The following is a 26,351-nucleotide window of genomic DNA, read 5'->3' as shown; positions in this document are numbered from 1 at the left end:
CGCGCCGGTCACACCGCGACGGTGCCGCGGGTCCGGCGGCGCTGCTGCCGCTCGTGCTCCGCGTCGAGCAGTGCGCGGGTGCGCTCGGTCGCCAGCAGCTCGATCAGGGTGCCGGTCTCCTCCTCGATCCGCTCGCGCAGGCCGAGCGGCTCGCTGTTCAGGAGGCGCTTGGCCGCGGCCGCCACGAGCGGCGGGCGGGCGGCGAGCGCCCGGACGCGCTCCTCGACGCGGGCCGAGAGCTCGGCGCGGGGCACGACCTCGGTGACCAGCTGCCACTCGAGCGCTTCGGCGGCCCGGACCGAGCGGCCGGAGAGCACGAAGTCGAGGGCGCGGCGGCGGCCGATCGTCGCGGGCAGGGTCGCCGTGACGCCGCAGTCCGGGACGAGCCCGACGTCGCCGTAGGCGCTGACGAAGGTGGCGGCGGGCGTCGCGACGACGATGTCGGCGGCGAGGGCGAAGGCGATCCCCGCGCCGGCGACCACGCCGTCGATCGCGCAGACGACGACGGCGCTGCTCTCGCCGAGGAGGCGGAACGCCTCGCCGGCGGTCGTCGCCAGGTCGCGGAGGTACTCGTCGGGGCGATCGGCGCCCAGGATCGCCGAGACGTCGCCGCCGGTGCAGAAGGCGCGGCCGGCGGACTCCACGACGACGACGGTGCAGCTCGGGTCGGCGTTCAGCCGGATCAGGGCGCGCACCAGCTGCAGGGCCGTCTCGAGATCGAGGGCGTTGAGCGCGTCGGGCCGGTCGAGCACGAGGCGCGCGACGGGGCCGGTGCGCTCGAGGCGCACGGTCGGGGTCTGGAGGGTCATGGCGGGGCCTCTCGGGTGGAGGTGGGGAGGCGCGGTCCTCGCGAGGGGACACGGGGGGCGGCGCCGTCCTCGGGGTCGGGGGGCGCAGAAGTGGTTCGCAGCCCCGATCCCGCCGGATCGGTCCGCCCGGCCGATCCTCAGGCGCGCCTCCCGGCCCCTCTAAACTGCTCTGGTGATTGATCCCGTACTTCTCCGCGAGAACCCGGACGTCCTGAAGCGCTCGCAGGAGGCGCGCGGCGACTCCGTCGAGCTCGTCGACGAGGCCGTCGAGGCCGACCGCGTGCGCCGGTCCGCGATCACCGAGGCCGAGCGCCTCCGAGCCGAGCAGAACGCGTTCGGCAAGACCGTCGCGAAGGCACCGAAGGACGAGAAGGCGGCCCTGGTCGCCGAGGCGCAGCGCCTCGCCGCCGCCGCCAAGCAGGCGCAGCAGGAGGCCGCCGAGGCCGACGAGCGCTTCGGCTCGCTGGTGAAGCGCCTGGCCAACCCGATCATCGACGGCGTGCCCGCCGGCGGCGAGGACGAGTTCGAGCTCGTGCGCACGGTCGGCGAGCGCCCGGTCTTCGACTTCGCGCCCCGCGACCACCTCGAGATCGGCGAGCTGCTCGACGGCATCGACATGCAGCGCGGCGCGAAGGTCAGCGGCGCGCGCTTCTACTTCCTCAAGGGCCTCGTCGCCCGCCTCGAGATCGCGCTGATGAATCTCGGACTGGAGCGCGCCCTCGAGGCCGGCTTCACCCCGCTGATTACGCCGACGCTCGTCCGCCCCGAGATCATGGACGGCACCGGCTTCCTCGGCGAGCACGACGACGAGGTCTACCGCCTCCGCGACGACGACCTCTACCTCACCGGCACCAGCGAGGTGGCGCTCGCCGGGTACCACGCCGACGAGATCCTCGACCTCGCGGGCGGCCCGAAGCGCTACGCCGGCTGGAGCACCTGCTACCGCCGCGAGGCCGGCTCGGGCGGGCGCGACACCCGCGGCATCATCCGGGTGCACCAGTTCAACAAGCTCGAGATGTTCGTCTACACGCTGCCCGAGGACGCGGAGGCGGAGCACGCGCGCCTGCTCGCGCATCAGGAGGGCGTGCTGCAGAGTCTCGGCCTGCACTACCGCGTCATCGACGTCGCCGCGGGCGATCTCGGCCAGAGCGCTGCGCGCAAGTTCGACGTCGAGGCCTGGGTGCCCACCCAGGACGCCTACCGCGAGCTGACCTCCACCTCGAACTGCACCACCTTCCAGGCCCGCCGCCTCGACACCCGCTACCGCACCGAGTCGGGCAAGACGGCGCCGGTCGCGACCCTGAACGGCACCCTGGCGACCACCCGCTGGATCGTCGCCCTGCTCGAGACGCACCAGCAGGCCGACGGCTCGGTGCTCGTCCCCGAGGCGCTGCGCCCGCACCTGGGCGGCCTCGAGGTCCTCGAGCCGGTCCGCACCGCATGAGCGCGGGTCGCGCCTCCGGTCGCCGCCTCGTCGCCCTCGACATCGACGGCACCGTCATGCACGAGGACGGCACCATCACCGACGCGGTCGTCGAGGCGATCACGCGAGTGGTCGCCCAGGGCGACGAGGTCATGCTCGCCACCGGCCGCTCGCCGTCGACGACGCTGCCCGTCGTGGCGCGGCTGGGCATCGCTCCGGAGTTCGTGATCTGCTGCAACGGCGCCGTCACCCTGCGCCGCGACCCCGAGGCGGAGGGCGGCTACCGCCCCGACGTCGTCGAGACCTTCGACCCCACCGAGGTCCTCGAGACCATCCGCCGGCACCTGCCCGACGCGCACTACGCCGTCGAGGACGCCGACGGCGCCTTCTCCTACACCGAGGCCTTCCCCGGCGGGGCGGTGATGGGCGCCGAGACGGTGCACGTCCCGTTCGAGGAGCTGCTCGGCGTGCAGTCCACCCGCGTGGTCGTCATCTCGCCCGGCACCGGCATCGAGGAGTTCACCGAGCTCGTCGAGCGGATGGGCCTGCACCAGGTCAGCTACGCCATCGGCTGGACCGCCTGGCTCGACATCGCCCCGCACGGCGTCAACAAGTCGACCGCGCTCGAGCTCGTCCGGAACCGCCTCGGCATCGAGCGGAGCGACGTGGTCGCGCTCGGCGACGGCCGCAACGACATCGAGATGCTCACCTGGGCCGCCGAGCACGGCGCCGGCCTGGCGATGGGCCAGGCGCCCGCCGAGGTCCTCGCCGTCGCCTCCGCGATCCTCCCCGGCGTGCACGAGGACGGCGTCGCCGTCGCCCTCTCCGACCTGCGCTGACCCGGCGGCCCCTGCCCCACCGGTCGCCGCCCGCCGCCGCGCGTCCGTCGGTTACCATCGACTGTCTCTCCCCGCGGGGAGCGGCAGGGAGGGCTGTCCGAGCGGCCGATGGAGCCAGTCTTGAAAACTGGTGGGCAGAAATGTCTCTAGGGTTCGAATCCCTAGCCCTCCGCTCCGAGAAATGGCCGGTCAGTCGGTAGATACCTCAGTAGCGGTCAGCAGAGACACCACCTGATCCGCACCTGTTCGTGCCACCTGCGTGCCATAAGGGCTACCAGACACTCCCGTCAGAGCTGCGTCGATACCCGCTGCGATGACCTGTCCGCGCTCGGCGCCGACGTGCTGGTAGATCAGCGCCGCCTTGGCCGTTCGATGGCCGGCGCGGTCCATGATTTCGCGCAGCGTCGCACCCGCCTGGGCCGCAGCGGTGAGGCCGCAGTGCCGCACATCGTGGGGGTGGTACTGCTGGAGGTCCAGTGCCTTGGTCGCCTTCCGCCATTGCCACTGCACCTGGCTGCGCGACACTGGACGGCCATCCGGGCGGGCGAAGAGGGGAGCCTTGCCGAAGGTCACTGGCCGGGCTGCCAGGTGCTCCCGCATGATGCCCACCACGGTGGCGGGCAGAGTGACCGTGCGCGCGTCGCCCGTCTTCGTCTGCGTGGTCGCATCCCGGCCGCCGACCGTGATCGTCTGGCGCTCAACCACTAGCGTCCCGGACTCCAGATCGAGGTCGCGGCGCTCCAGAGCGATCAGCTCGCCGATCCGTAGGTGTGCGCCGAACGCTAGCGCGAGCATGGGGCGGAAATCGGCCGGGTGCTCGGCCACGATGCGGGCGAAGGTCGCGGGCTCCAGGTGCGGCCGCTCCGGGCTCTGAGCCACACCAGCACCGACGATGCGGCAGGGGTTCTCGGAGATCAGCCGATCGTCGGCGGCCGTGGCCAGGATCGCCCGCAGCAGCGCGTAGGACTGGCGGAGGCGAGTCTCACCGGTGCCGCCCCGCTTGCCCGCCGCAGCCGCCAGCGTGCGGCGCGTGGCGGCGTACCAGGTGCGCACGGTCGGCCCGGTAATCGCGCTCAGCGGCATGGCGTCGAACCGGTCGAGCTGCCTGGCGAGAATGTCCGAATACAGCTCCGAGGTGCGCGGCGCAAGCTTCCCTCTGGACCCTCCGCCTGCGATCCAGGCGCGAGCGTACGGGCCGAATGGCTGGGCGCCGGACCGGTGGTCGATGTAGCTGCCCCTGAGCCGGTCGGCCTGCACGGCGGCCAGGTGGTCCAGCGCCTCCCGCTTCGTCGGGAACGTGGTCGGCGCGTTCATCGGTCGCCCGGCCTCGTCCGGGTAGCGCGCCTGCCAGCGTCCGCTCGCGAGCTTCCGCGTCGAGCCGAATGCCGCCCGGTTCGTCTTCCTGCTGCGCTTTGTCTCAGTCATCGGTGCTCGTCCTCTCGGGCAGTCGTCCCTCGGCCTGGAGGCGCTTCAACCACCGCTGGAGGGTGGCCCGAGTGGGCGGTGACCCCTTGTAGCCCCTCCTTCGCATCTCCGTCTGTGTCGGGATCACCCATCGATGCTTTCTGCCGTGCACGAGATAGGACTGGCGGAATAGCTCTAGGTCAGCCTCGGGCGGGCCCGGACGCCCACGTGTAGACGCGGCCGGTGCGTCTCGCGCAACAGACTCCACAGCCGCGCCCGTCCCAACGAAAGTTGGGGACAACGCGATCTCCTCAGGAGACCGAAGCGGGAAGCCATCGCCTGGCTCGGAGCTGCGCGGGCGAGGCATCCGCGACTTCCGCGGGTTCTCGTCGTCCAGCTCCCACCAGCGGACTGTCTCGATGATCCTTGCTGGCTCGATCGCGCGGAGGACATCCCGGGTAATCGTCGGAGCGTCGTCGGCCATGACCAGCCCTGTGATGACCAGGCGCCCGCGTCCGTCCCGGCCGATGCGCACGTGGAAGGTCCCGGCAACTCCCTCTTCGTCGGTCACGGTGTGCCAGTCGTCGGTGAGTACAGCGCTGGCGAAGTGGCGGGGATTGCCCGTGACGATCGGGTGGCCTTGAGCGTCCTCGGTGACCCGCACGTCGTAGCTTCCCGTGCGCCCCTCCTCGTCAATGACTGGAGCCCACTCGCCGCTGCGTTCCTCCTCGGCGGTCAGCCATGACGGCCGTTCCCACACATCCCATCGGGACCACTGCACGTTGTTCACAACCCGAGACTAGCCAAGCCGTAACCATTTATGCAACAGTTCGCGCTTCGCTAGCGCAGGCGCATTGTGTCCGCACTAGCCGGCGAACTACTGACTCAGAAATGCGCTAACGGGGTGAGGCGGTTTGAGCTAGACCCGAAGCTGTTCCGGCGTGCAACCTCTTCACCATGACCAATACCGAAGTGATCGCAGAGGCAAGGGCCCACGCCACTCTGCCGCCCCCGCCGCTCGCCAGGGCCATCCGCGAGGCCGCCGGACTGAGCCAGGCCCGCATGGCCGTCGCGCTCGACGTGACGCCCATCACCATCTGCCGATGGGAGGGCGGCACTCGGACCCCCCGGCGCCAGCACCTCGTCGCCTACGCCGCGCTGCTCCGCGAGCTTCAGCGCATCGAGCCGGAGCAGGCCCGATGACGGCCACGCTGCAAGACCTACGCAGCCGCGCCGCCATCTCGGTCGAGGAGGCCGGAGAGGTGATCGGCATCGGCCGCGCCTCTGCGTACGCCGCCGTCCGCAATGGTGAGCTGCCCTCCATTCGGATCGGCCGTCGCCTCGTGGTGCCGGTCCCCGCCCTGCTCGCGCTGCTCGGCGAGGGCGCGCCCAAAAAGGACTGAGCGTGGGTGTGCAGCTCGTGAGCGCGGCGTACGGCTTCGCCGCTATCCACCCGGTCAAGCACCACGAGATGCGCGTACTGCTCTGGATGGCTCACACCGCACGCGACACCGATACGCCCCCTCGCTACTTCGGTTCGCGGGAGACGACCGCCCTTGCGCTCGGGTACATGCTTCCCGATCAGCCCGACCCGACCGACCCCGAGGCTGCTGCGAAGACTGCCGAGCGTGACCGTGGGTTTCAGCGAGTCAAGGTCGCAGTGACCGGCCTGGTGAATCTCGGCGCGATTGCCCGTCTGCACTCAGGACGAGATGGCCGCAGCGCCGAGTTCGAGATCACCCTGGGTGCCCTGGCGAAGCCAACGCGAGGGTGAGGCGGACGATCCCAGCAGTACGCCATACGTACCCCTGGGAAGTACGCCGCACGTACCCCTGGGCGTACACCACACGTACTTTCAGCAGTACGCCCCACGTACCCCCAAGGAACCAAGTCAGGAAGAACTAGGAGAAGTCGGGAGGAGAGCGCTGGCCAGGCCAAGCACCTCACGTGCACCTGTGGATGGATCAGCCGGAAGACCGATGACAGCCACCTCCACGAGCCAGACCGCAGAGATGCCCAGACGAAAGGCACGCCGCATGATTCCCAACCTGCACCGTGACGCCAGGCGAGCCCTGGCCGCCGCAGAGCGCCTTCGTGACCGGCGCAGCGAGTGGACCGACCCGGACGATGACCACGACGACGAGGTGGACGAGCAGCTCAGCCTCTCGCCCGAGGGTCGCGACTTCATCAAGACCATGACTCGCCACGCTCTCGACCACCCGGACGACCACCTCGGCCTTCTGGCGCTGATGGACCAGCACCTGGTCGCCCACGGAGGCAAGCCCATCACCCCCAAGAACCTCCCCGCCGATCCCGGCGCGGACCACTGAGAAGGACCACCAACCATGAGCCACACCTATGGCACCGCCTTCGCCAACCTCAGCCGCAAGATCGCTGAGGCCAAGGCCTTCACCGACCGCGACCTGACCCCCGAGGCTGTGGCCCGCCGCCGCCAGGAGATGGCGAGCGCCGCCCGCGAGGAGTTCGACGCGGCGATCCCGCCTGTTCGGACCGACCTTGACGCCGCCCGAGCGGACTTCATCGCCGCCGCGTTCCCCAAGACCGCCGACGAGCTGGCGCTGGCGACGGGTCTGCTGAATCTTGTGGGGCGCAAGGTGGCCGCCGGACAGCAGTTCGCTCGCGTCCTCCTGGAGTCCAACGAGCCCACCTACGCGCCGCCGTCGCACTACCGGATGGCCTTACCGGTGTGAAGGGCGCTCCTGGGGGCTCGGGGGCGGCTTGGGCGCTCCAAGAGCAGGCGTTTGGCCTCCTGCTCAGATCGAGGGTTCAGACGCTCAGATCGCCGCACAGCGCGATGCCGACGCTGCGGTGGAGCAGGCGTGGGGCAACATCACGCGCGCGCTCCCCGTGCTCGGCGTCGATGGCGCGACCCTCTCGCTGCTGAGCACGTAAGACCGCGCTGGGTACAAGGAGGCATTCGGTGGAGGCATGCCGTCCTCGCTCCCCGCCGACCTCCGCAACGTCGAGCAGGCCGCACGCCAGGCCGACCAGCAGCGCATCGCCGGGACCTTCCAGACTCGCTAGGCCTCCAGCAACGCACGGCGCTCCCGAGCCATCGCTAGCTCGGGGGCACCGCTGTGCGAGACCATCAGCCCGACGCTGGCTCTTACCCCCGACGCCACGCAAAACGAGGAGGACGCATGCCCCGTATTCCGACACGATGCGAGCGCCACGTGGGTGAGCCCTACCCGCCGCGCTGCGCCGGCTGCGACGCTGCCCAGCCGGCCGAACCCAAGCGAGGTCCCTCTGTGGGTGTCTACAGCTCCGAGGAGTGCCTAGCGCATGAGGGCTACTACCTGCCGTGCGATAGCTGCTGGCGTGCGGACCGCGACGGCGTGAAGACGACGATCCCCCCGCCGGTGTGACCGGGTCTGGACCAAGCGCATGTCCTGGTCGGTTCGGCCCATGCGAAAGCGGGCCGCCACGGATGCCTAACACCGGATGGGCCCTCGCCTCGGAGCGACCGTGACCAGTCACGGGCAAAATCGAGCGCGCGAGCGCGTACGCACGCGAGTCGTGTCCATCGGACGCCGTGTCAGCGCCCCTGACGCAGGAGATCGCTGCGTGCGCCCGCGGTTCGGCATCACCCGCTAGATGCCATCCAGGAGCCCGCGAGTCGCACGGGAGTAGCCCTTGTCTGTTTATCAGGGGTTAATCGGGTCTCGCGTCAACCGTTCGAACACTTGCGACGGCAGAACCATCCTGGTGCTGAGCGCATCTCGAACCTGGCCGCGCATCTCTCTCCAAGGCAAGCCAACGCTGTTCCGCATGAGATCAGTCCATGCCGCTTCAATGTCAAACCCGATCTTGAGAACCACCTCTCCAGGGTTAGTGAGGTACAGGTGTCGGTTGGCTATCGTTACGCCGTCGTGGTGAACCGTGGCGCGCGGACTGATGATGACAGTCGCGCTTTGTGCAGGAGGGCGTGGTACCGCTCGGTCCTTGACCACTAGGTCCCGTTGCGTGTTTGCCTGCCGAACGTCCTGGACCGATACCACGCCAGTGGAGCTGTGTTCTGACTTCGCTTCAAGGATTAGCCATGCGTGGTTTTTCCATGCCCAGACGCAGTCGGGTCGAGCCGATGACTTCGGCTTCGTCGCGTCTGCGCCGAGGAACTCCCCAAGTGCGAGCAGTGCCGGCTCATAAACCTCCGCCTGCTTCGCCTGCAGCCCCGCCATCATCTCCCCTAGTTCGCGAGGGACGCTACTCAAGTTTGTCCGCACCTCAAGGCGTGCGGTAATGGAATCAATTGCGACAGCGTCTTCCGGAGCAAGAACGGGCTCTTGCTGCATCGGCAGTGCTGGCATCTCACGGAGCCAAGTTCCGAAACCGGCGACTCCTTCGGCACGTTCTACGAGCGACACGGCGCTTGCGTGCAGCGCGGTGTCCGCCGTATCCGACGCGGCTTGGTCGGTCCACTGAGCCGCAAGGTAAAGCCAGAATGCCTGATAACCGTTGGTTTCTGGCTCGCCATCGCCAATGAGATGTGCGGCTTGTTGCGCATGCGTAGCAGCCGATTTCCAGCGCCCGACGCCAGCATCGGCCCAGGCCAAGACTTCCTCAGAAACAGACGTTTGCAGCGCGCGAGAGGCGGCCGAGACCCTCCTCGGGCTGCCATCTCTAACCTTGGCAATCGCCGGTTCGGCTTCGAGTAGCCACTCTGGTGCACGTCCAAGGAATGCTTGGACGTTGGCGAGGATCTCAGATGGCTCAACATCCTGAGAATTTTCTCGGCCGAACTTAATCTCCGCCTGCAGGTTAGGGTCCATCGACGCCGTCGTCTCTGGTCTGGACAGATAACGCGCCAGCTCTGGCCCGTAAACAAGAACCACCGCGAGGTCCCTGGGCCCCCGCGTGGCGCGCCCAGTTCCCTGGATGACGCGGGCCTGAACCCGCTCAGAGAAAGCGATGCTGGCTCGTGCTCGACCCGACAGGAATCGCTCCTGAAGGCTGTCCTGGTCCGGAATCTGATCTATGACGACGCAACGGCAAGAATCGCCTGGTAAATCCAGGCCGTCGTAACGGCTCGCCAGCCCGCAGACTGCATGCTTCGCCTCGGCGAACGGAGCCATGCCGTTGCTGACGTCATCAATCGTGAACCGGGGCCAGCCGTCTGCACCCAGCTCATCCGCGGCCGCCTCGGCACGCATTCGACTCGGTGCCAAAATGAGGGCCTTTCCTGCGCGTTTGACGATGTCCTTTCCAAGTGAGGCAGGAGCATTCGTTGCTGCAAGTTCGGGAAAGATGAAGAATCGCCGGCCGGATAGCAAGGAACTCTTGTCAACGGCAGCTGTTAACCGGACAATCCCGCGTCGCCCGAAGGCCCTTTCTAGTTCGCCGCCGTCGCCAAGCGTAGCCGACACGTATAGGCGCTGCCTTGCTCCCGCAAATAGAGAATTCTGCTCAGTCGGTGGAATGTATGGCCGAATCAGAATTCCGCGATACGAGACGTAGATCAAGCAGGATTGAAGGACCCCGCGTATCATTGCGTATTGAAAACTCAGATCACCGGAGAATCCGCCTAATGCTACAGAAACCCGGTCAGCCATCCCGTCTTGTCGAAGCGGTACAACAAGTCGGACGGCCTCGGAGATTGTCGGGTCTGGCACGGCTTCGCGGAGGCGATCGAGGTAAACTCCGTCGAGGCCACTCTGAATCGCTACGAGAAGAGCAAAGTATTCTTCTCGATTGGTCCGACGGTCAATCGTGACGCCGTATTTCTCGCCGACGTATTGCTCGCCCGCATGTGCGTCATCGAAAAGGATCTGATCGGCGGCGGCCAGCTTGGGATTGGTGTTGAAGATTGAGCTGTACGTAGTAATCGCTACGGCTTCGCCCGCTTCATATCGCGCCTGGTCAGGTGTTGACCACAGTTGAGATTTCCCAATAAGGAGCACGGGCCGAATGCCTTCGGCGACAGCGCTGGCGTAGACCTGCTTGGCAAGTTGCTGGGTTGGACAGGCGTAAATAACACGGTTTCTTCGCGAGCGCCTGGTCCATTCCGTGATCAGAAGACCAGTGAGTGTCTTTCCAGTTCCGGTGGGCAGCTGCAGTGCGAGGTCGGGCGCCTCCACCTGCGTCATGAACTCTCTGATGACATCACCCTGGTGAAGCCATAACCCACTTGAGGGCGCGTTGCTTGTGCGAGGGAGGTCAACGTACATATCCAGTGGATTGGACGGCGCCTGTGCCGCAGACGAGGGCACTCGAAATGGGGACATGAGACCTCCGAGGTGGTGGGCGTCGATGTGGACGCTCAGTCGTCAGCCTCCCACACAGCGTTTCGCCCCGTCGCGCGCGGGCAGCCTCAGGCGACCTCCATCAACGTGTCGCCATCTGAGTGGTCACCGTTGCTCGGCAGACCAGCTTGTGGACGGTAACCTGCCGCACGGCCTCGGCCCGTTACCTAGTGCCTGTTTCTGGTCTCGGGCGACCATCGGCTGATGGCGACTGATCTGGGTGGAATCGCCCAGTCGATTGCCAAAGGGGCCCGAGTTTGCGCCGGCGCGAGGAGCCTCGTCACATTGACCATCCGGCTTCTGCTCCGTCTTCAGGATCGAACGGTGACGAGCTTGTCCGGACGGCTAGCCGGTGCGATCCATGCCACTCCCCGATTGAGAAGCGCACAGGGCTCCCGTCGCTCGCCGCTAGGCGGTCCCAATTGGCAGCATCCAGGGCCGCGGCCTCCGACGAGTAGACGCCGAGTACCTGCGATTCGCCGGTCCAGATGGATGCCGCGGTGAGGAGGAAGTGGGGTACGTCCGTGGTCATGATGAGATGGTCCCTCGGCTGCGCTTCCTGCGTCTGCGGGTAGCGCGAAGGGCACTCTTACTGGCCCTCTCCAGCCCGGCGACTCTGCTGCGCGCGACGCCACGCCAGGAAGGCCTGCGCGGCGTCTCGCAGCGAGTCACCACCCCCGACGACCCAGCCGTCCCTGGTCACGCAGACGTAGGTCGGTAGGCCTTGGTACTGGACCAGCCGAATCCAGCCGAGGTCTTCCGTCCGGTCTGCCACCTTCCACTCGCCAGGCGAGACGGCTCGGGAGACCATGCTCATCGGAGTCCAGTGGTGGGACATGGCCCGGACTGTACGGCGGACCGCCGACACGAGCGGGGAACCAGCGCACGGCTGACGTTCGAAGGAATGTCCACCCCGCGGGTTCCGTTTCCCTCCATAGGGAGAACGAATATGCTCAAGCCAGGTTCGAACGTGCCGACGACCGCCCGCCGCGTCTGGCGATCGACCCGCCGCCACTACGCTCTGTGCAGCGGACCGCAACGAGGAGGCGAAGTGACCGTCAAGCAGGAAGCGAAGCGCCTCGCCGAGGAGACGCTGGACGCGAACTGGTCAGGTGACCTGCCCGTCGACCCGTTCGGAATCGCCGACGACCTCGGCATCTCTGTGTTTTCAGCCAGCATCGGATCGGATGTGTCCGGGATGCTTCGCAAGCTCCCGGGGCGGGGGCCCGAGATCATTCTGGACGTCAGCGAAGCGCTGGTACGTCGCCGTTTCTCCTGTGCGCACGAGATCGGCCACTTCGTCAGGCACGCAGGCAGTGACGAGGAGCTCGCCTTCGTCGACTACCGCGGCCCGGCGGCAAGGAATGGAACTGACCTTGAGGAGGTCTTCGCGAATAACTTCGCGGCGAACCTCCTCATGCCACAGGCGGCTGTCGAGGCGCTGGCGGAGCTGGACCTGAGTGCGATTCAGATGGCGGGCATATTCGACGTCTCGCTCGACGCCATGACCTTCCGCCTCAAGAACCTTCGCCTGGCGAGTTGAGCGACAGCGATGGGACCACCGATCCGGGTCCCAAGGGCTCTCCGCCGAGGAGTGCAGAGACGACGCAGTCTGGCGCTCGGACGCCGCGCGAGGCACGTGCTCACCGGGAAGCCTTGGAAGCAAAGCGGGCGGCAGGGCTAAAGGCTGCGCGCGAGGAATTGGATCAGGCGCGTAGCGAGCGGCGGGCACAGGTCAGACTCGCTGACGGACGCGTGGTCTCGATCCCGCTGCTCGGGGAGGTTCACGCATCGTCCCCTGCCCGCACGCGGCCGGTGGCCACGGATGGAAACAGTCCGCAAAACGGGCCGGCGACCGAAGCGGACGCGAGGGCCACGGCTGACGTCAACCTGATCTCACAGCGCGAGTCCACCTCGGCCAGAATCACGGCTGCCCGCGAGTTTCAGCAGCGCATCCGAGATAAGCCCCTCTATCAGCCGGGTGCCTTCAAGCGAGGCCGCAAGGAGGTCGACCTCGAAGACCGACGAGCGAACCTCAAGCTGAAGAAGATCCTGGCTCGGTCGACGTTCATTGCGGTCGGAGTCCAGCTCGCGATCGCGGATGCCGTCTTCGTGGTTTACGGCTACACCAACGAGTGGGACGTCCCTTCGGAGGTCATCGTCGGTTGGCTCTCGGCAACCGTCGTGCAGACGGTCGGCGTCGTCTACATCATCGCTCGACACCTCTTCCCGACGCCTACGGCCTCGCTGAAGAAGCGTGGCCCGGACGCTGCGCCACAACCTACCGGCGAGTAGCCGCGGCGGCCGGCGATTCTTCCGCGCGCTGCTATCGCTGCGACCAGCAGGTGGAGACGATCGCGCAGCGCGGCAGACGGACCATCCTTGTCCGGACCAGTGTTCCGGATGTCGTCTCGCCTGGATTGGGCCTGCTGACGATGACGGTCTGTCGCACTCTGATGCATCGCGACCCCGAGTGATTCTGGCGCCGGGCTGCTTCCACGCTCGATGTCTTGAACCATCACCCTGCGGTGGTCCAGGGGTGGTCGATCGTGTGCGGGGCGCCAATGCTTCCTCGTGTGAGCGCGTGCTTGCCCGTGGTCACCCGTTGATGCCAGGTGTCCCTGCGACGGGTCCAATCGCCCGGTCGATTGCCAAAAGGCGCGCGCCCGCGCGTGCGCGCACGCGAGGCCGGATCTCGTGCCAGATCCGTGCCATTAGCGATCATCACGGACCGAGATCCAATGGCACGGGACGGCACGCCAACTCGCGTCATCCCCGAGGTTCCGCGGATCGGCAGGGGTGGTCGGTTGCGGTCCACCTGACTTGAAAACTGGTGGGCAGAAATGCCTCTAGGGTTCGAATCCCTAGCCCTCCGCCATCTGAGAGCCCGTCCTTCTCGCCGACGCGGCCGTGCGCCGCGGGAGGGCTCCGCTGCGCGGGCACCGGGCTCGTAGGGCCGACGTCTCCCTCTCCTGGCGCGCGATGTCCTCTCCCTCGGTGCCGTCGCTAGCCTGACGTTCTTCCGCAGGCGGACCTGTGCCTCTGCAGCGTGGTCGCCTCGGCGATGCGGGCTGCCCGGCGGTCGAGAAGGAGAGCTCGTGACCGACGAAGACGTCCCCGGACCCCGGACCGAGCGCCTTCGCGCGGGCGTGTACGCCTCGCACGACGGCACGGGCACGACCGTGATGGCGTGGCCCCGGTCCCTGGCGCTCGGGGACGGCGCGGCGGTCGACGGGCGGCTGCGGCAGCTCGTCGAGGGCGTGCCGGGCGGCGCCGACGACCCCGTGACCGCGCGGCTGCGCGAGGACGGCTGGCTCGTCCAGGAGTTCGGCGACGAGGACGGTGCCGGTTTCGTCATCCGACCGCTGCGGGCCGCGGCGGAACCCGCTCCGGCGCCTTGCGCGGACCTCGACCTCGACCTCTCGAGGTTCGCCGTGGTCCGCCGCGACGGCCCGGACCTGCTGGTGGAGTCGCCGCTCGCCAGTGCCGAGATCGTGCTGCACCGGCGGTCGCTCCTCGCCGAGGCGCTCTCGGGCGGCAGCGGGCTCGCCGCGGCCCTGCACCGCGAGCTGCGCCGGCACGGTTTCCTCACGGCACCGGGCGGTCCGGAGGACACGGAGCTCCGCTTCCGCCAGTGGGCACCCCACGAGCTGCTCTTCTGGGATCGGAGCCGACCGGGCCACCGCGGGGCGATCGGCGACTTCGGGGGCACGTGGTGGGGCGGGAAGGCGGGCTTCGCCCCGGAGGGCGCCGTCCCCACGCCGTTCGGCGGGCGCCGGGCCGCGCTCCCACCGGTCGACATCGCCGCCCTGAGGGCGGGCGACCCGCCCTACGCCGAGGTGGTCGAGCGAAGAGCGTCCCTGAGGCAGCACGACGAGTCCGCGCCGATCGATGTCGCCGAGCTCGGGGAGCTCCTCTTCCGGACGGACCGGGTCCGCGGGACCCGCGTCGACCACGGGACGGAGGTGGTCTGCTCGCCGCGACCGTCCGGCGGCTCGCTCGCCGAGCTCGAGCTGTACCTGGTCGTCTCGCGCTGCGCCGGGCTCGATCCGGCGTTCTACCACTACGACGCGCACCGCCACGAGCTCGAGGAGGTGTGCGGCATCGGCCGTCCCGCGGTGCGCAGGATGATCCGCGGCGCGAGCCGGGCGTCGGCGACGGACGCCGTCCCGCAGGTCCTGATCGTCGTCTCCGCCCGCGTCGGCCGCGTGATGTGGAAGTACGAGAAGATGGCGCTCGAGCTCGTCATGAAGGACACGGGGGTCCTCTACCAGGCGCTCGCCGGAGCGTGCAGCGCGATGGGGCTGGCGGGATGCCCGCTCGGCGTCGACGACCCCGTCGCCTTCGCCGAGGCGACCGGTCGCGATCCCCTCCTCGAGTGCAGCGTGGGCCAGTTCCTCGTCGGCTCGAGCCCGCGGTCGACCCCGGCGGTGGCGGCGTGAGCCTCGTCGTGGACACGAGCGCCTGCGTGGTCGACCGGGAGGGCTGCACCTACGGCATGACCGCCTCCGGCGACGTCGTCCTCACGGGCGAGATCGCCGGCTGGATCCGCCTCGTCGCCGCCTGGACCGAGGCGGGGATCGACGTCGACGAGCGCGCGCGGTCGCTCGATCCCGTCCGGGCCGATCAGCTCCGGCGCGTGCGGAGCGCGATGCTCTCCCTCGGCGTCCTCCGCGAGGCGCCCGTCGCCGGTCGCGTCAGCTTCCTCGGCGAGACGGCCCTCGCGGAACGGGCGGTGGTGCTCAACGGCCGCGCCCTGCCCGAGTCCTGCCTCGCCGTCGGCCCGGTCGCGGAGCGGTGGCTGATCGACGAGGTCCGACAGCATCGGGAGCGGACCTTCGGGGCGGTCCTGCTGCACGCGGGCGGGGCGCTCGTCGTCGGGCCGGCCTCCGGGTCGGACCTGCTCCCGGTGCTCGTCGCCGTGGCGGAGCGCGGCGTCGAGGCGGGCAGGCCCGTCGAGGGCGTCGTGCGACAGGCCGTCGCTCAGCTCGTCCGCCGCGTCGAGGCCGGCCGCACGGACCCGTGGCGGGCCAGGACGGTGACCGCGGCGGGATCGGTGCTCACCCGCATCAGCCCCCATCCGTGGCAGGCCGGGCAGCCGGAGGCGACCGGCCCGTTCGAGGAGCGGGCGACGACGGTCGTCGATCCCGACTTCGGGGTGCTCCGGCTGATCGAGGAGGCGGATCTGCCGCAGGTCCCGCGCCACCACTCCCGGGTCCGCGTCGCCTGCGACGCCGTCGTCGCGAGGCGCGACGTCGAGGTCGTCGGCGAGGGCGCCGACTTCGCGGCGGCGCGGTCCGACGCGGTCCGCCGGGCGCTCGCGGTCCGCGCGGAGTCGGTCCTCGATCCGCGCCGGGTGCTCGACGGGGCCGGTCGGGCGGTCGCCGCTCCCACCGCGAGCCTCGAGGAGCTGCGCGAGGCCGTCCGCCGCGTGGTCGCCGCGCCCACGGCGTCCACCGTTCCGGGCCGGCTGCTGGCCGACGGTTCCACCCTCCGCGTGCCGGTCTCGCTCGCCTTCCGCTGCTCGGACGCGGCACCGGCGACCGGAGGTCTCGGAGTCGCCGAGACGGCGGAGGAGGCGCTGAGGCTCGCCCGGGAGACGGCTCCCGCCTCCGATCCGCGGGCCGTCGTCGTCGACCTGGACCACGACCCCGTCGTGGCGAGACTCGGACTCGTCGTCCGGAAGGTGGTGATCCTGCCGTGAGCGCGAACGAGACCGTGGTCGCCGGCCAGGAGGACGGACTGCTCCAGCGAGCGCTGGCCGGCATCGGCGCAGCGAGGGGCGTGACCGTCCGAGCGTCCGACACCTGGCGGATCCCCGACCCTCCCGCGAACGAGGTGCCGTGGCTGCCTGCGCACGTCGAGGTGAACCGCCTCGTGATCGGGCCCCTCGTGCGTCCCGGCGTCCCCGGGTGCCCGCGGTGCCTGGCGCTCCGGCGCGAGCGCCTGGGCGGCGCGGAACCCTGGCGGCGGCAGCTGCGGGAGGAGTGCGCGGAGCAGCTCGAGGGCCGGCGCCCGGAGGCGCTCGACGAGCTGGCGCCGAGGTCGCGGCGATCGCGCTCGAGCGCCTGCTCGCTCAGGAGCGGGACGACGCGGGCGCCGCGCGGCGGGTCGCCGTGGTCCGCCTCGACACGCTGGAGGTGGAGTCGCACGCCTTCCTCCCCGAGCCCCTCTGCGAGCTCTGCGGCGACCTCCCGGACGACACCGCCGTGCTCGCCCAGCACGTCCTCACGCCGCAGCCCAAGACCGCTCCGTTCGGCGCGCGGATCCGCGACGTCGTGCGCGAGGCCGACGCCCTCCGCTCGCTCTACATCGATCCGTTCTGCGGCACGATCGCCGCCACGCGGCGCGGGGACGAGGGCGGACTGGTCATGGCGGCCGCGCCGATGCCGATGCGCGTGGACGGCCTCGTCGAGCCGGGCTACGGGCGCGGCCGCGACTACCGGTCCGCCGAGGTCACCGCGGTGCTGGAGGCGCTCGAGCGCTACGGGGGAGTCGCCCCCGGCGGGCGCCGGTCGACGGTGCGGGGGAGCTGCCGGGAGCTCGCCGCCGAGGCCGTGCATCCCGACGCCTTCGGGCGGCATCCGGACGAGTCCTACGACGACCCGGCCTTCCGGTACCGGCGGTTCGACGAGGACGTGCCGATCCAGTGGGTGTGGGCGCACTCCTTCGCCGAGGGGCGCGCGCGACTGGTCCCCGAGGCTCTCGCCTACTACTTCTCGCAGCGACTGCGCGGGGACGACCCGGTCTCGTACTACGAGGTCTCGAACGGCTGCGCGCTCGGCTCCTCCTGGGAGGAGGCCGCCCTGCACGGTCTGCTGGAGACGATCGAGCGCGACGCGTTCCTCTGCACCTGGTACACCCGCAGCACGCCGGCCGGCATCGACCTGAGCAGTTGCCGCGATCCCCTCGTCCCCGCTCAGGCGGCGGCGATCACCGCGGCAACCGGCTACGACGTCGCCGCCTTCGACGTCACGACGGACTGGGGGATCCCGGCGGTGTGGCTGCTGGCGACGCGGCAGGGCGGCCCCGGACCGGCCGCGCTCTGCACCGCCGGTGCGGCCCTCGACCCCGAGCGCGCGTTGCTCGGCGCGCTGAGCGAGCTCGGCCCCATCCTGGCGGACCTCCTCCGGCGCTACCCGGGCGAGGAGGCGCACGCCGCGGAGATGGTGCGCGATCCGCTCGCCGTGCGGACGATGCTCGACCACTCCGCCCTGTACGCGCATCCGGACGCCCTCCACCGCCTCGAGTTCCTGCGCGATGGTCCGACGATCGGCATCGACGACGTCGGGGGAGCGCACCGCGTCCGCCCGGACGCCGCGGATCTGGCGGTCGATCTCCGTGCCGTGGTGGAGCGGATCGGCGAGGTGCTCGTCGTCGACCAGACCACGCCGGAGCACCGCGCGGGCGGATTCTCCTGCGTGAAGGTGCTCGTCCCGGGCGCCGTGCCGATGACGTTCGGCCACCGCAACCGCAGGACCGACGGGCTGCCCCGACTCCTCGAGCTGCCGCGGCGGCTCGGCAGGCTCGACCGCGACCTGCTCCCGGACGAGCTGAACCCCGACCCCCACCCGTTCCCATGACGTCGCCGACCGGGAGCGGACACGGAACGCGGACCGGGCCCGCTCTCCGCCGGGGCTCGGAGGTCGCCGACCCGCGGCGGCACGAGAGCCCCGACCCGCGGCGACGGGAGCGCATCCTCGACGCGATGCGCGATCTCGTCCTCCGCTGGGGCTACCGCAAGGTCTGCATGCAGGACGTGGCCGACGCCGCGCACGTGGGCAAGGGCACGCTCTATCTGCACTGGAGCAGCAAGGACGAGCTCCTCGACGCGGTCCTCGTCCGCGAGGCGGGCCGGATCGACGCCGAGCTCGGAGCGGCTCTCCTGCGCCGGCCGGAGCTGGTCGCGTTCGGCCTCACCGCGGCGATGCTCTTCCACGGCACGATGGCGGTGCCGCTGCTCCGCGCCTACAACCGCGGTGACGCCGCGGTCCTCGGCTCGCGTGGAGCCCGGCCCGGAGCGCCCGATCGGCTCGGGCTCTCCCTCGTCTCCCGGCTCTCCGATCCGCACTACCTCGGCGCGCTCAGCAGGCACCACCTCGTGCTCGGCGACGCGCGCTCCGAGTCCGGGCGCCTGGCTGTCGGAGCGGTCGTCGGCGGCTTCGTCCTCCGCCCGGAGGGCGCCGGCGACGCGGACCGGGACGGCGACTGCGCCCGGCTCCTCGGCACGGTCCTGCAGCGGTCCTTCGGGCAGCCGGCCCACGACCGCCACGCCGAGTACGCGGCGGCGGTGGCCGAGACGGTCTCGCCGGACGGCCGGTGGACCGCTCCTCCGGCGTCGCCGCGGACAGCAGAAGGCTCCCGTCCTGCGTGAAGCGGGACGGGAGCCCGGTGCGGCACGCGGAGGGACGCGTGCTCGCGAGCCGTGCCGAGGGGCCGAGCGGCCGGCTCTCGGCGACGGCGGTCAGGCGGCGGGCCCGCCGCAGCAGATGTAGCAGACGCAGTTCGAGTCGGCGAGCTCCTTCATGCCGTGATCGGCGGTCAGGGACTCGACCGTCCCGCCCCGCTCCGCCACCTCGAACACGGTCATCGGCAGATCCCGGACGTCCGTCGTGTGCTTCTCGTTCATGGTCTCTTCTCCTTCGCTCTGTGCGCGTCGCGCCCGGGACGGGCCCCGAGGCGATGACCCGACTCTGCGCCGGTCACCGGAGGGCTCCCTCCTCCGATGAACGGGTGACCGGGATCCGCGGTCGGTCACCCGTCGGCGCGGACGCCATGGTGGCGCTGCCATCCGCCAGATGGCGGGCGGGTGTGCGTCGGCGACCGGATGACTCCGGGGCCGCGCGTCGGCAGAGTGTCGGGTGGCGCCGAACCCTCCCGGGGAGTCGCCCCACCCGCACTTCCTGTCGAAGGAGACACGATGCACGTCCACGGACCCACCACCCGACTGCGCCGCACGGCCGTCGCACTGGCCGCTGCCGCGGTCGTGCTGCTCCCGCTGAGCGGCTGCCAGAGCGCATCGACGACGCCGGCCGGTGAGCGCCCCGCCGAGTGCGACGGCGTCGACCTGACCCGCGTCGGCTACTCGCCCTACTCCAACACCGGCGGGTACTTCCCGCTGGTCGAGAAGGGGCTGGAGGGCATCCTGTCCGACTGCGGCATCGACGTCGTCACCTCCGATCCCGACGGCGAGTCCGGCGAGCAGGTGTCCGGAATCGAGAACCTCGTCGCGGCCGGTGCGAAGGCCGTGATCGTGTGCCCGACGGACCCGAAGGCGATCTCGCCGGTCGCGCGTCGCCTCACCGGGCAGGACGTCCTCGTGATCGGACTGGCGACCGACATCCCCGAGGCCGACGTCGTCTTCAACCTCGACGACCGCGCCTTCGGCGAGCTCGAGGGCGAGAGCGCCGGCGGCTGGCTGGCGGCGAACCGCGCGGACGAGGTGCCCACCGTCGCGATCCTGCACCAGGACTCCGGCGGCGAGCCGCTGATCGCCCGGCACGAGGGCGTCATCGCCGGGATCGACGCCGTGCTCGGCGAGGGGAAGTGGACGCTCGTCAGCGAGGTCGAGGCGTACCAGGAGGACACCGGCAACGCGCAGACCTCGACCGTCCTGCAGGCGCACCCCGATCTGGACCTCATCATCGGCCTGAACGACTCCAGCGCGCTCGGCGCGATCTCCGCGGTCAAGGCCTCCGGACGCACTCCCGGGGAGGACGTCGGGATCGTCACCGGCGGCGAGGACGCGCGCATCCTGCAGGGCGTCCTCTCCGGCGAGGTGGTCTCCACGGTGGGGCTCTTCCCGGTCCAGCAGGGGGAGATCATCGCGCGCGCGGTCCTCGAGCTCGCCTCGGGCGGCGAGGTCGAGCGCGAGCAGATCGTGCCCGTCGAGCTGGTGACGGCGGAGAACGCCCAGGGGATCCTGGACTCCCTCGGATGACGGCATCGCTCGAGCCCGCCGCCGTCCTCACCGTCCGCGGCGTGAGCAAGGCCTTCGGCGGGGTGGCCGCCCTCACCGGCGTCGACCTGTCGGTCCACGCGGGACGGATCCTCGGCCTGGCCGGCGCCAACGGGGCCGGCAAGTCCACGCTCATCAACATCCTCACCGGCCAGCTCCCGCCCGACACCGGCGAGCTGCGAGTGGGCGGCGAGCCGGTCTCGTTCTCGAGCCCGCGCGAGGCGCAGCGCCACGGGATCGGCGTCGTGCGCCAGGAGCTCGACCTCGTGCCCGATCTCACGATCGCCGAGAACCTCTTCCTCGGGGACGAGCGCCCGTTCCAGCGGGCCCTGCAGCTCGACCGCCGGCGGATGCGGGAGGCCGCCCGCGCGCTGCTGCGCCGGATGGGGCTCAAGAACGACGTCGACGAGCTGGTGCGCGACGTGTCGATCGGCGACCGCCAGCTCGTGGCGGCGGCCCGTGCGCTGCGCAGCGCCGGGTCCGTGCTGCTGCTGGACGAGCCGACCTCCTCGCTGACGCCGTTCGAGGCGGCGCGCCTCTTCCGCGTCATGCGCTCGCTCAGCGACGAGGGTGTCGGCGTCGTCTTCATCTCGCACCGGCTCGATGAGGTCGTGCAGCTCTGCGACAGCATCGTCGTGCTGCGGGACGGCCGGGTCGCCGGCGAGTTCGCGGCCACGGCGGACGTGCTGCCGCAGGTCGTCGACGCCATGGTGCCGGGCTCCGCCGCCGTCGTCCGGGGCGACCGGGCCCCGTCGCTCGGCGAGCCCGCGTTCGTCGGCGGAGCGATGGTGATCAAGGGCCGCCCGCCCGTCGACCTCGCGATCCGGCGGGGCGAGGTGCTCGGCGTCTTCGGCCTCGTCGGCGCGGGGAAGTCCTCGATCGGCCGCTCGATCGCCGGCCTCGAGACCCTGCAGTCCGGCTCGATGCAGCTCGGCGGCCGACCCTACAGTCCGCGCTCCGCGGCCGCCGGCTTCGCCCGGGGCGTCGCCTACCTCTCCGAGGACCGCCGCACCGAGGGGATCCTGCCGCACCTCAGCGTGCGGCAGAACATGATCGTCCGGGCCCCGCGGGACGTCGCTCGCGGCGGCGTCTTCGACCGGCGCGCGGTGACCGCCCTGATCCGCGAGATGACGTCCCGCCTGCGGATCAAGGCAGCGAGCGACGCCCTCGACATCCGCTCGCTCTCGGGAGGCAACCAGCAGAAGGTGCTCGTCGGGCGCCTGCTCGCCGAGGACCTGTCCCTGCTCGTCCTCGACGAGCCCACCCACGGCATCGACGTCCGGGCCAAGGCCGACCTGATCGACACGGTCTGGGACCTCACCGGCAAGGGCGTCGCCGTCCTGCTGATCAGCTCGGAGATCGCCGAGCTGCGCGCCGCCTGCGACCGGATCATCGTCGTCCGCAACGGCGCCGTCGTCCGGGAGCTCCCGGCCACCACCGCCACCGAAGGAGAACTGATGTCCGCAGCGACCGGAGGCGTCTCGTGACCCGCCTCGACACTCCCGCTTCCGAGCTCGCCCGCGCTCCGCGCCGCGGCCTCGATCAGGAGCGCCTCGCCACGATCGTCCTCCCGGTGGCGCTGGCCGTGATGATCGTCGTCTTCGCCGTCAGCTCGTCGACCTTCTTCACCGTCGACAACCTGTTCGTCGTGCTCCGGCAGTCGGCGGTGCTCGGCGTCGCGGCGATCGGGGCGACGATCATCCTGATCGCCGGCCGGCTCGACATCAGCCAGGGCGCGCTGATCGCGGCGTCCGGGATCACCTGCGTGTCGCTGCTGCAGGTCGGGCTGCCGCCGCTCGTCGCCGTCCTCGGCGCGATCGCGCTCGGGGCCCTGCTCGGGCTCGTCAACGGCGTGCTGACCGAGACGCTCCGGATCCCCGGCTTCATCTCCACGCTCGCCGTGGCGCTGGTCGTCCGCGGTGCCGCGCAGGTCTGGACCAGCGGGCAGTCGATCGCGGCCCCGGTCGTCGAGGGCTTCGATCTCCTGCTCTGGGTCGGCACCGGGTCGATCGGCCCGCTCCCGGTCGCGGTGGTGCTGGTGACCGTGCTCTACATCGTCGCGTGGCTCGTGATGCGCACGACGACCTGGGGGCTGCGCTCGTACGCCATCGGCTCCTCCGGCCGGGCCTCGAGGGTGGCAGGGCTCCGGGTGAACGTGCACGCGATGCAGGTCTTCGTGGTCGCCGGGGCGCTCTCGGCAGTGGCGGGCGTGCTGCTCGCGGGGCGGCTCGGCTCCGGCTCCGCGAACAACGGGCAGGGTGCCGAGTTCGACATCTTCGCCGCGGTCGTCCTCGGCGGGACCTCGCTCTTCGGCGGCCGCGGCAGCATTCCGCGCACCGCGCTCGGCATCGTCTTCTTGTCGACGCTGAGCAACGGCCTCGTGATCCTGAATGTATCGTCCTACTGGCAGGGCATCGCGACGGGGACCGTGCTGGTGCTCGCCCTGGCGATCGACCGGTTGCGAGCACGCGATGACGAGTGAGGCTGTGACCTGTGGAGGGACTTCTCCGGCGGTTGTCCGAGGGCGGCGAGAGCGGGCGGGACGCGCTGCGCGTCGTCAGCTTCTTCGACAAGCTCCAGCAGTTCCGGGCCGGGATCGACGAGCTGGTGCGGTCGACGGCGATGCTGATCGGGACCGAGGCGGGCTTCGCCGGTCCGGGCGGCGGCTGCGGCTTCGACAGCCTCGGTCGCGCGCGGCCGCAGGATCCGCCGGCCGGGGCGATCAGCACCGGGATCGGCGGCGGCACCGCGGACGCCGGCCTGGTCTGGGTGGTGCCGGCGAGCAGCGACGCGGACATGGCGCAGCTGATCCTCGAGCGCATGTCGCTGACCGCGGCCACGATCCTCATCCGGCAGGCCGACGCGGCCCGGCTGGGCGACGGCGAGCCGCTGCGGATGCTGATCGAGGCGCTGCCCTCGATCACCGAGCACCGGGAGGAGGCGCTGCGGCGGCTGGGCTTCCGGCCGGACTGGCGCGTCCGCGTCGTCCTCGCCCGGGGCTCGGGCGGACCGCTCTCGGACCCGCGCACCTGGCGGGAGTGGTGCGGGCCGGAGAACCGCTGCACCGCTCCGGTGCGGTTCGGGACGGTGCACGCGGTGCTGGTGCACGGCTCCGGGACCCTGCCCGGTGCGCTCCCCAAGGGCGCCGAGACCGTCGCCGTCGGAGCGAGCGCTTCGGCACTGTCGCCGCGAGACTCCTACCTCTCCGCTCTGCGGACGCTGCGGCTGTGCTCGCCGACGCTCGGTCCGCGCGCGCTCGCGCACGATGCGCTCGGCTCCCTGCGCTGCCTCGCCCGGGTCGGCCCGGAGGAGGCCGCCGGCTCGGAGCTCGTGCAGCGGATGCAGCTCCTGGTGCGCACGCCCGTCGGCCTGGGCGAGATCCTCGCCCTGGACGCGTACTGCCGCCACGCGAACGTCCGCGCGGCGGCGGCGGAGCTCCTGCTGCACCACAGCTCGCTGGGGCACCGGCTGAAGAACGTGGGCGCGAAGCTGGGGATCGACGTGTTCGACGCGGCGCAGCGCAACGACGTGTGGCTCGCGCTGCAGCTGCTGCGGATCGCCGAGGCGGAGCCGGACGAGGCGTGAGCCCCCTCGGCGCGGCAGGCGGTGGTCGCCGTGGACGCTGAGCTCGCCGCCGCCACCGAGCTGATGGTGCGGCCGGACCTGAACGACGTCGAGGGGACCCGGCTGCTGATGGGCTCGTCGACGATGCAGCCGTCCTCCGCCGAGGTGGAGTTCGGCGGGTCGGTCGCGATCGAGTCGCGCTCGGTGCGCCTCGACGGTCACGTCATCGCGCTACGGCTCTACCGGCCGTCGGCGTCGGTCGGGTCCGCCCTGCTCTTCCTGCACGGCGGTGCGTTCGTCGCGGGGGACCTCCTCTCCGAGAACGCCCGCTGCCTGCGCTACGCCGGCGACGCGGGCTGCCTCGTCGTCTCCGTCGACTACCGCCTCGCGCCCGAGCACGCCTACCCGCGGGGCCTGCACGACTGCCGGGCGGTGCTGCGGTGGATCGTCGAGCGGGCGGCCGAGCTCGGGATCGACCCCGCGCGGATCGCCGTCGCCGGAGTCAGTGCCGGCGGCGCGCTGGCGGCGGGGGTGAGCATGCTCGCGCTCGACGAGGGCGAGCGGGTGCCGCGCGCGCAGCTGCTGCTGTTCCCCGTGCTCGACGACCGCCTCCGGACGACGTCGATGCGGGAGTTCGACGCCACGCCGGTCTGGGACAACCGCAACGCCGAGGTGATGTGGCGGCTCTACCTCGGCGGGTGGGAGGCCGACGCGTACGCGGCACCGGCTCGCCGCGAGTCGCTTCTCGGGCTGCCGGAGACGTACCTCCTCGTCGCGGAGCTCGATCCGCTGCGGGACGAGGCGCTCCACTTCGGCGCACGGCTCCTGGAGCAGGGGGTGCCCGTCGATCTGCGGCTCTGGGCGGGGACGTACCACGTGTTCGATCAGCTCGTACCCGACGCCGCGGTCTCGCGCGCCAGCCTCGAGGATCAGGTGCGGTTCCTCCGGCGGACCCTGCGCCCCTGAGCGGGGAGAGCCCTCAGCAGGCGCCGGCTGCGGACCGCGCCGCGCGCGCCGACCGCTCCGCGAGGCGCGCGAACGCCTCGCGCAGCTCCCGCGGCTCGACGTCGCTGATCGGTGCGTCGAAGCGGGCGATCGTTGCGGCGAGGCCGGGCCAGGACCAGGAGCCGACGCGGATCCGGCAGCGGCCGTCCGGCTCGACGGTCAGCGTGCCGTCGCCGAGGTACGGGGCGATCCGCGCGGCGTCGGCGTCGAGCGTCGCCGAGCCCCAGTGCGGCCAGGTGTCCGCTCCGGTCGAGCCCTTGAAGCGGGCGGAGAGGAACGCCGCGGGGTCGCCGCCGGGCACGGTCCGCGGGGTGAAGGCGGCGCCGGTATGGCTGCGGAGCCGGATCCGGTCGACCCGGTAGGTGCGCCAGTCGTCGCGCTCGGCGGTCCAGCCGATCAGATACCAGCGGCCGCCGGCGAGGACGAGGTGGTGCGGCTCGGAGGCGCGCAGGGCGTCGGTCGGTCCTGCGGGGGAGTCGTAGTCGAACCGCAGGGTCAATGCGTCGCGGATCGCGTCGCCGATCCGCAGCAGCACCCCGGAGTCGGCGCGCGGCTCGGCGGGGCGGGTCGCGGTGCCGGCGCTCGCCGCGAGTCCGTCGACCCGGTGCGCCAGGCGGCTCGGCAGCAGTCGTCGGATCGTCCGAAGCGCCCGCTCGGCCGCCTCGTCGAGGTCGGTGCCGAGGGCGCCGGCGGTCCGCAGCGCCAGGGCGATCACGACGGCCTGCTCGTCGTCGAAGAGCAGCGGCGGCAGCTCCGTGCCGGCGGCCAGGCGGTAGCCGCCGTCGGGGCCGCGCGTGGTCTCGATCACGTAGTCGAGCTCGCGCAGCCGCTCGACGTCGCGCCGGACGGTGCGCTCGCTCACCTCCAGCCGCTCCGCCAGCACCGGCGCCGACCAGTCGCGGCGCGACTGCAGCAGCGACAGGAGGGCGAGCAGCCGCTTCGAGGTGGAGGGCGAGGAGGCGATGGGCACGGATCGATCATCGCGCGCGAAGCGGACGTTCCCTGGCCGGTACCGACGAGATGGTGGAGTCAGCCCCGGGAAACGGGGAGAACCGCGGCCCACCCGCCGCGCACTGAAGGAGCACACCC

24 protein-coding genes and 1 tRNA gene are annotated in these 26,351 nt (G+C 70.9%); 19 read left to right on the top strand and 6 right to left on the bottom strand.

Going from position 1 to position 26,351, the window contains the following annotated elements; genetic code table 11:
- Positions 1-8 precede the first annotated feature (8 nt).
- Positions 9-809 (bottom strand): enoyl-CoA hydratase/isomerase family protein, encoded by an 801-nt coding sequence (locus HRK28_RS05545; RefSeq protein WP_173250648.1) that lies wholly within the window; start codon positions 807-809, stop codon positions 9-11.
- Positions 810-981: 172 nt separating this feature from the next.
- Between HRK28_RS05545 and serS the strand changes: the two genes are divergently transcribed.
- The 3 genes from serS (at position 982) to HRK28_RS05530 (ending at position 3,243) form a co-directional block, all read left to right on the top strand.
- Positions 982-2,253 carry a serine--tRNA ligase gene (gene serS / locus HRK28_RS05540; protein ID WP_160087545.1) on the top strand — a complete coding sequence of 424 codons (1,272 nt, stop codon included), beginning with the start codon at positions 982-984 and terminating at the stop codon, positions 2,251-2,253.
- A complete protein-coding gene (locus tag HRK28_RS05535; protein WP_173250647.1) occupies positions 2,250-3,071 on the top strand; it encodes an HAD family hydrolase in 822 nt (273 codons plus the stop codon). The genes serS and HRK28_RS05535 overlap by 4 nt, the downstream gene beginning before the upstream one ends.
- Positions 3,072-3,158: 87 nt before the next feature.
- A tRNA-Ser gene (locus tag HRK28_RS05530) sits at positions 3,159-3,243 on the top strand.
- Between the two features lie 17 nt (positions 3,244-3,260).
- Here HRK28_RS05530 and HRK28_RS05525 read toward each other — a convergent pair.
- Positions 3,261-4,496, bottom strand: a complete 1,236-nt coding sequence (locus HRK28_RS05525) for a tyrosine recombinase XerC (protein ID WP_173250646.1) — start codon at positions 4,494-4,496, stop codon at positions 3,261-3,263.
- Positions 4,489-5,265, bottom strand: a complete 777-nt coding sequence (locus HRK28_RS05520) for a hypothetical protein (RefSeq protein WP_173250645.1) — start codon at positions 5,263-5,265, stop codon at positions 4,489-4,491. Before HRK28_RS05520 ends, HRK28_RS05525 begins: the two co-directional genes overlap by 8 nt.
- A 167-nt stretch (positions 5,266-5,432) precedes the next feature.
- Here HRK28_RS05520 and HRK28_RS05515 point away from each other — a divergent pair, with 167 nt between their 5' ends.
- The 5 genes from HRK28_RS05515 (at position 5,433) to HRK28_RS05495 (ending at position 7,186) form a co-directional block, all read left to right on the top strand.
- The gene (locus HRK28_RS05515; RefSeq protein ID WP_173250644.1) at positions 5,433-5,678 is read left to right on the top strand and encodes a helix-turn-helix transcriptional regulator; all 246 of its coding nucleotides are present in this window, start codon (positions 5,433-5,435) and stop codon (positions 5,676-5,678) included.
- The gene (locus HRK28_RS05510) at positions 5,675-5,878 is read left to right on the top strand and encodes a helix-turn-helix domain-containing protein (RefSeq protein WP_173250643.1); all 204 of its coding nucleotides are present in this window, start codon (positions 5,675-5,677) and stop codon (positions 5,876-5,878) included. The genes HRK28_RS05515 and HRK28_RS05510 overlap by 4 nt, the downstream gene beginning before the upstream one ends.
- Before the next feature lie 2 nt (positions 5,879-5,880).
- A complete protein-coding gene (locus tag HRK28_RS05505; RefSeq protein WP_173250642.1) occupies positions 5,881-6,249 on the top strand; it encodes a hypothetical protein in 369 nt (122 codons plus the stop codon).
- A gap of 262 nt (positions 6,250-6,511) precedes the next feature.
- A complete protein-coding gene (locus HRK28_RS05500) occupies positions 6,512-6,805 on the top strand; it encodes a hypothetical protein (protein WP_173250641.1) in 294 nt (97 codons plus the stop codon).
- Between the two features lie 15 nt (positions 6,806-6,820).
- On the top strand, positions 6,821-7,186 hold the full coding sequence (locus tag HRK28_RS05495) for a hypothetical protein (protein ID WP_173250640.1): 366 nt from the start codon (positions 6,821-6,823) through the stop codon (positions 7,184-7,186).
- Between the two features lie 954 nt (positions 7,187-8,140).
- Here HRK28_RS05495 and HRK28_RS05490 read toward each other — a convergent pair.
- Entirely contained in the window at positions 8,141-10,660 is a 2,520-nt protein-coding gene (locus HRK28_RS05490; RefSeq protein WP_302051440.1) for a DEAD/DEAH box helicase, read from the bottom strand.
- 1,126 nt (positions 10,661-11,786) lie between these two features.
- Here HRK28_RS05490 and HRK28_RS20450 point away from each other — a divergent pair.
- The 6 genes from HRK28_RS20450 to HRK28_RS19725 all read left to right on the top strand — a co-directional run bounded on the left by HRK28_RS20450 (position 11,787) and on the right by HRK28_RS19725 (position 19,109).
- Positions 11,787-12,278, top strand: coding sequence for an ImmA/IrrE family metallo-endopeptidase (locus tag HRK28_RS20450; protein WP_217274399.1), 492 nt, complete (start codon positions 11,787-11,789; stop codon positions 12,276-12,278).
- A 212-nt stretch (positions 12,279-12,490) separates the two neighbouring features.
- Entirely contained in the window at positions 12,491-13,030 is a 540-nt protein-coding gene (locus tag HRK28_RS05480; protein WP_173250637.1) for a hypothetical protein, read from the top strand.
- A gap of 803 nt (positions 13,031-13,833) precedes the next feature.
- A complete protein-coding gene (locus HRK28_RS05475) occupies positions 13,834-15,177 on the top strand; it encodes a SagB family peptide dehydrogenase (RefSeq protein WP_173250636.1) in 1,344 nt (447 codons plus the stop codon).
- Positions 15,174-16,439 carry a hypothetical protein gene (locus tag HRK28_RS05470; protein ID WP_173250635.1) on the top strand — a complete coding sequence of 422 codons (1,266 nt, stop codon included), beginning with the start codon at positions 15,174-15,176 and terminating at the stop codon, positions 16,437-16,439. Before HRK28_RS05475 ends, HRK28_RS05470 begins: the two co-directional genes overlap by 4 nt.
- Before the next feature lie 283 nt (positions 16,440-16,722).
- Positions 16,723-18,318 (top strand): TOMM precursor leader peptide-binding protein, encoded by a 1,596-nt coding sequence (locus HRK28_RS05465; RefSeq protein ID WP_173250634.1) that lies wholly within the window; start codon positions 16,723-16,725, stop codon positions 18,316-18,318.
- A 125-nt stretch (positions 18,319-18,443) separates the two neighbouring features.
- A complete protein-coding gene (locus HRK28_RS19725) occupies positions 18,444-19,109 on the top strand; it encodes a TetR/AcrR family transcriptional regulator (RefSeq protein WP_217274398.1) in 666 nt (221 codons plus the stop codon).
- Between the two features lie 90 nt (positions 19,110-19,199).
- On the opposite strand, the gene HRK28_RS05455 is transcribed toward HRK28_RS19725, so the two are convergent.
- Positions 19,200-19,364 carry a thiomuracin/GE37468 family thiazolyl RiPP peptide gene (locus tag HRK28_RS05455; RefSeq protein ID WP_173250633.1) on the bottom strand — a complete coding sequence of 55 codons (165 nt, stop codon included), beginning with the start codon at positions 19,362-19,364 and terminating at the stop codon, positions 19,200-19,202.
- A gap of 291 nt (positions 19,365-19,655) precedes the next feature.
- On the opposite strand from HRK28_RS05455, the gene HRK28_RS05450 reads away from it, so the two are divergent.
- The 5 genes from HRK28_RS05450 to HRK28_RS05430 are packed head-to-tail and all read left to right on the top strand — an operon-like array spanning position 19,656 to position 25,223.
- Positions 19,656-20,675 carry a sugar ABC transporter substrate-binding protein gene (locus HRK28_RS05450; protein WP_173250632.1) on the top strand — a complete coding sequence of 340 codons (1,020 nt, stop codon included), beginning with the start codon at positions 19,656-19,658 and terminating at the stop codon, positions 20,673-20,675.
- Positions 20,672-22,180, top strand: a complete 1,509-nt coding sequence (locus HRK28_RS05445; protein ID WP_173250631.1) for a sugar ABC transporter ATP-binding protein — start codon at positions 20,672-20,674, stop codon at positions 22,178-22,180. The genes HRK28_RS05450 and HRK28_RS05445 overlap by 4 nt, the downstream gene beginning before the upstream one ends.
- Positions 22,177-23,175: an ABC transporter permease gene (locus HRK28_RS05440; protein WP_160087562.1), complete on the top strand. Its 999-nt coding sequence runs from the start codon at positions 22,177-22,179 to the stop codon at positions 23,173-23,175. Before HRK28_RS05445 ends, HRK28_RS05440 begins: the two co-directional genes overlap by 4 nt.
- A gap of 11 nt (positions 23,176-23,186) precedes the next feature.
- Positions 23,187-24,278 (top strand): helix-turn-helix domain-containing protein, encoded by a 1,092-nt coding sequence (locus HRK28_RS20730; protein WP_173250630.1) that lies wholly within the window; start codon positions 23,187-23,189, stop codon positions 24,276-24,278.
- A 30-nt stretch (positions 24,279-24,308) separates the two neighbouring features.
- Positions 24,309-25,223: an alpha/beta hydrolase gene (locus HRK28_RS05430; RefSeq protein WP_173250629.1), complete on the top strand. Its 915-nt coding sequence runs from the start codon at positions 24,309-24,311 to the stop codon at positions 25,221-25,223.
- 13 nt (positions 25,224-25,236) lie between these two features.
- Here HRK28_RS05430 and HRK28_RS05425 read toward each other — a convergent pair whose 3' ends face one another.
- The gene (locus HRK28_RS05425; protein ID WP_173250628.1) at positions 25,237-26,232 is read right to left on the bottom strand and encodes a WYL domain-containing protein; all 996 of its coding nucleotides are present in this window, start codon (positions 26,230-26,232) and stop codon (positions 25,237-25,239) included.
- Positions 26,233-26,351 lie beyond the last annotated feature (119 nt).

This window comes from Rathayibacter sp. VKM Ac-2835, from assembly GCF_013266705.1.
Classification (GTDB): Bacteria; Actinomycetota; Actinomycetes; order Actinomycetales; family Microbacteriaceae; genus Rathayibacter.
This window is presented reverse-complemented; position numbering and strand designations above follow the sequence as displayed.